5 protein-coding genes are annotated in these 4,222 nt (G+C 69.3%); 4 read left to right on the forward strand and 1 reads right to left on the reverse strand.

Going from position 1 to position 4,222, the window contains the following annotated elements:
• Positions 1-207: 207 nt before the first annotated feature.
• Entirely contained in the window at positions 208-936 is a 729-nt protein-coding gene (locus tag P2P98_RS13195) for an SDR family oxidoreductase (protein ID WP_275800412.1), read from the reverse strand.
• A gap of 237 nt (positions 937-1,173) precedes the next feature.
• Here P2P98_RS13195 and P2P98_RS13200 point away from each other — a divergent pair, with 237 nt between their 5' ends.
• From P2P98_RS13200 to P2P98_RS13215, 4 genes are all read left to right on the forward strand, one after another.
• The gene (locus P2P98_RS13200; protein WP_275800414.1) at positions 1,174-1,872 is read left to right on the forward strand and encodes a nucleoside/nucleotide kinase family protein; all 699 of its coding nucleotides are present in this window, start codon (positions 1,174-1,176) and stop codon (positions 1,870-1,872) included.
• On the forward strand, positions 1,869-2,645 hold the full coding sequence (locus P2P98_RS13205) for an ATP-binding cassette domain-containing protein (RefSeq protein WP_275800417.1): 777 nt from the start codon (positions 1,869-1,871) through the stop codon (positions 2,643-2,645). The genes P2P98_RS13200 and P2P98_RS13205 overlap by 4 nt, the downstream gene beginning before the upstream one ends.
• Complete coding sequence (locus tag P2P98_RS13210; RefSeq protein WP_275800419.1) at positions 2,642-3,727, forward strand: ABC transporter permease; 1,086 nt, start codon at positions 2,642-2,644, stop codon at positions 3,725-3,727. Before P2P98_RS13205 ends, P2P98_RS13210 begins: the two co-directional genes overlap by 4 nt.
• Before the next feature lie 67 nt (positions 3,728-3,794).
• Positions 3,795-4,222, forward strand: a 428-nt coding sequence (locus P2P98_RS13215) for a substrate-binding domain-containing protein (protein ID WP_275800421.1), incomplete at its 3' end; no start/stop codon positions are given.

Consider the following 4,222-nt stretch of genomic DNA (forward strand, 5'->3'; position numbering starts at 1 on the left):
GCGTTTATGCGGGTGGGGTGGGTGCTGCGCGGGGCGGGAGCGCGCCTGACCGACACCCACGACCGGGGCGCGACGCCCGCAACCGGGGCGCGACGCCCGCAACCGGGGCGCGTCGCCCGCAACCGGGGCGCGTCGCCCGCGGACAGGCGCGGGATGCCACCACCCCGGCGGCGACGCCCACCGCGCCGCCGCCGGAGTGGCATCCGTTCAGCGGCTGGAGTAGCCGCCGTCGATGGGGAGCGAGACGCCCGAGATCATGGCGGCGCCGTCGCTGAGAAGGAAGACGATCGGGGCGGCGATGTCGTCTTCGGTCGCCCACTTGTGCAGCGGCATCGCCTCGAGGAAGGGGCCCTCGATGTCGGGGCGCCCCCAGTACCAGGCCGACATCGGCGTCATGACGACGGTCGGGTTGACGCTGTTGACGCGGATGCCGTAGCCGCCCAGTTCGAGGGCCGAGACGCGCGTGATGTTGTCGAGCGCGGCTTTCGACGAGCCGTACGAGATGTGCCCGGTGAGGGCGACGAGGCTGGCCTGGCTCGAGACGTTGACGATCGCGCCGCCCTTGCCGACGCGGATCATCTCGCGCGACGCGTACTTGGTCACCAACAGCGAACCGCGCGCGTTGATGCTCATGACCTTGTCGAAGACATCGATGTCGGTCTCCATGGGGGTGGCGATCTCGCCGCCCCACCCACCGCAGTTCACGACGCCGTAGATGTCGCGGCCCTCGATGGCCGTGCGGATCTCGTCCTCGGACTCGAGGTCGAACACGACGGGCTCGGCGCCGGTCTCGGCGGCGATCGCGGCGACGCTGTCGGCCGTGCGGCCGGCCGCGAGCACGGTGGCGCCCGCCGCGACGAGGTGGCGCACGGTCGCGCCGCCGATACCGCCACCGGCGCCGGTGACGAGGATGGTGCGGTCGGTGAGTTCGGTCATGGGAGGGCTCTTTCGCGGGTCCTGGAGGCAAGGACGACGGCGGTGTCGTCGCGGCCCATGATAACCACAGAATCACGCGGATGACTTCGGTGTCATGACGAATTGATCACGGGTGTTGACACCGGTGACATGGCGGGCTTACCGTAACCGGAGTTCGACCGGCGGCCATCCCCGCCGGACACGCTCCACAGACGCAGCGCTCCGACGTGCGGCGTCGCCCGGAAGGACCACACCGCCGTGACCCACACCCCGCCCACTGCCGCGACGCCCGCCGCCGCGACCCTGCGCCTCGACGATCTCGTCACCCGAGCGCGCCGGCTGGTCGACTCGGGCGAGCGTCGCGTTCTCGGGCTCACGGGCACCCCGGGCGCGGGCAAGTCCACCGTCAGCGACGCGTTGCTCGCCGCTCTCGGCGCCGACGCCGTTCTCGTCGGCATGGACGGCTTCCACCTCGCGAACGAGGAGCTCGTACGGCTCGGCCGCCGGGACCGGAAGGGCGCCCCCGACACATTCGACGTCGAGGGCTACATCGCTCTGCTCGATCGCATCCGCGCCGGCCACGCGGTGTACGCCCCGCGCTTCGACCGCGACCTCGAGGAGTCGATCGGCTCCGCGGTCCTCGTCCCGGCCGACGTCCCGCTGGTCATCACCGAGGGCAACTACCTGCTGCACGACGCTCTCGGGTGGGATGCCGTGGCATCCCGTCTCGACGAGGCCTGGTTCCTCGACGTCGACGCCGACGCGCGCCGCGACCGCCTCGTGGCGCGCCGCCTCTCGCACGGCCACCCCCGGGAAGAGGCTGTCGCCTGGGTCCGCGACGTCGACGAAGCCAACGCCCTCATCGTCGAGCGGGGCCGCCACCGCGCCGATCTCGTCATCACCGTCACCGACGCTCCCAGCCGGGTCGTCGGACATCACGAAGGAGCTTCCTCATGAGCACCACCACGACCACCCCGGTGCTGCAGGCGCGGGGCCTGTCGCGCCAGTTCGGATCCGTCCGCGCCCTCAACAACGTCGATTTCGAGGTCTACCCGGGCGAGGTCACCGCGCTCATCGGCGACAACGGCGCGGGCAAGTCCACGCTCGTGAAAGCGCTGTCGGGAAACCTCGCGGTCGACGAGGGCGAGATCCTCTTCGACGGCAAGCCGATCGACATGTCGAACCCGCAGGTCGCGTCGTCGCTCGGCATCGAGACCGTCTACCAGGACCTCGCCCTCGCCCCCCACCTCGACCCGGTGCAGAACATGTACCTGGGTCGGGAGATCCGTCGCCCCGGGCTGGCCGGTGCTCTCGGCTTCATGAAGACCAAGGACATGGCCAAGGCCTCGCGCGCCGCGTTCGACGAGCTGGGTGCCACGGTCCGCAGCCTGACCTCCCCCGTCGGCGAGATGTCGGGCGGACAGCGCCAGGCCATCGCGATCGCCCGCGCGGTGCACTGGGCCTCGCGCGTGGTCTTCCTCGACGAGCCGACCGCCGCGCTCGGCGTGCGTCAGACGAAGAACGTGCTCGAGACCATCCGCCGGGTACGTGACAAGGGCATCGCCGTGGTCTTCATCTCGCACTCGATGCCGCACGTCATCGACGTCTCCGACCGCATCCAGGTCCTGCGCCTGGGCACCCGCGTCGCGAACATCAACGCGAAAGACACCTCCATGGAAGAACTCGTCGGGCTCATGACCGGCGCCGTCACGAAGGACGACCAGAAGTGAGCACCACGACTCCCCCCACCGAGACCGTCGCGATCGGCACGCTCGACGACAACCAGAGAATCAACCCGGTCCGCCGGGTCCTGCGCACCCAGGCGTTCCAGATCCTCCTGGTACTGCTAGCGATCATCATCGTCTTCAGCATCATCGCGCCCGACTCGTTCGCGCAGTGGACCAACTTCCGCCTGATCATCCAGAACGCCTCGATCCTCGCCGTCCTCGCGGTCGGCATGACCTACGTGATCATCACCGCCGGCATCGACCTGTCGGTGGGGTCGGTCCTCGTGTTCTCCGGCGTCGTCGCCGCGATCGTCATGCGGGCGATGGGCGGCGAGGGCTGGGGCGTCGCGATCGTCGGCATCCTCGTCGCGATCCTCAGCGGAGTGTGCTGGGGGCTGCTGAACGGCTTCCTCATCGCGAAGGCGAAGATCCCGCCGCTCATCGTCACGCTGGGCTCGCTCGGCATGGCCCTGGGGCTGGCGCAGATTCTCACCGGCGGCGTCGATATCCGCGACGTGCCCACGGTGCTGACCGTCTCGATCGGCTACGGCAACGTGTTCGGTAGCGTCCCGATCATCAGCGTCATCGCGCTCGTCGTCGTCGTGGTCGGCGCGATCGTGCTGCACTTCACCCGATTCGGCCTGTACACGCTGGCCGTCGGGTCGAGCGAGATCGCTGCCCGTCGCGTCGGTGTCAAGGTCGACGCTCAGCTGATCAAGATCTACACGATCTCGGGTGCCCTGGCCGGGCTCGGCGGCATCCTGTCGCTCTCGCAGTTCTCGACGACAGCGATCGCCGGTCAGTCACAGACCAACCTCAACGTCATCGCCGCGGTCGTGATCGGCGGCACCTCGCTCTTCGGCGGGGTCGGCACGATCATGGGCACGGTCGTGGGCCTCTTCATCCCGGCGGTGCTGCAGAACGGCTTCGTCATCACCGGTGTCCAGCCCTTCTGGCAGCAGGTCGCCGTCGGCGCGGTGCTGATCGCCGCGGTCTACGTCGACCAGGTCCGCCGCTCGGCCGCCATGCGCGGCAACACCCAGAGCCTCTGGCGCAAGTTCGTCAGCGGAGGTCGGCGCGGCTGAGCCGCGGCGGCATCCCTTCCCCACCCACACAACACCCCACAACCCGAACCAAGAAACGGTGATCACAATGAAGTGGAACAGCAAGGCGACCGCACTGACGGTCTTCGGCATCGCAGCGACTCTGACCCTCGCGGGCTGTTCGGGCGGAGCCTCCTCCGGTGGAGCCTCGGCCGGCGCAGACGGCTACAAGATCGCGTTCGTGCAGGGCGTCGCCGGGGATGAGTTCTACATCTCCATGCAGTGCGGCATCGAAGCCGAAGCCAAGGCCGAAGGCGCCACCGTCACCACCCAGGGCCCCGAGAAGTTCGACCCCACCCTGCAAAAGCCCATCGTCGACGCCGTGGTCGCGTCCAAGCCCGACGCGCTGCTGATCGCGCCGACCGACGTGTCCGCCATGCAGGCGCCCATCGCGGCGGCCGAAGCCGCCGGCATCAAGGTGGTGTTGGTCGACACGACCCTGGAGGACCCCTCGGGTGCGGTGTCGCAGATCTCCAG

This window comes from Microbacterium sp. Kw_RZR3 (assembly GCF_029222405.1).
In the GTDB taxonomy this organism is placed as follows: domain Bacteria; phylum Actinomycetota; class Actinomycetes; order Actinomycetales; family Microbacteriaceae; genus Microbacterium.

What these genes read in the sequence shown, in the direction of transcription:
- P2P98_RS13195 (WP_275800412.1), bottom strand. Translation starts at nt 936, where the DNA reads ATGACCGAACTCACCGACCGCACCATCCTCGTCACCGGCGCCGGTGGC.
- P2P98_RS13205 (WP_275800417.1), top strand. Translation starts at nt 1,869, where the DNA reads ATGAGCACCACCACGACCACCCCGGTGCTGCAGGCGCGGGGCCTGTCG.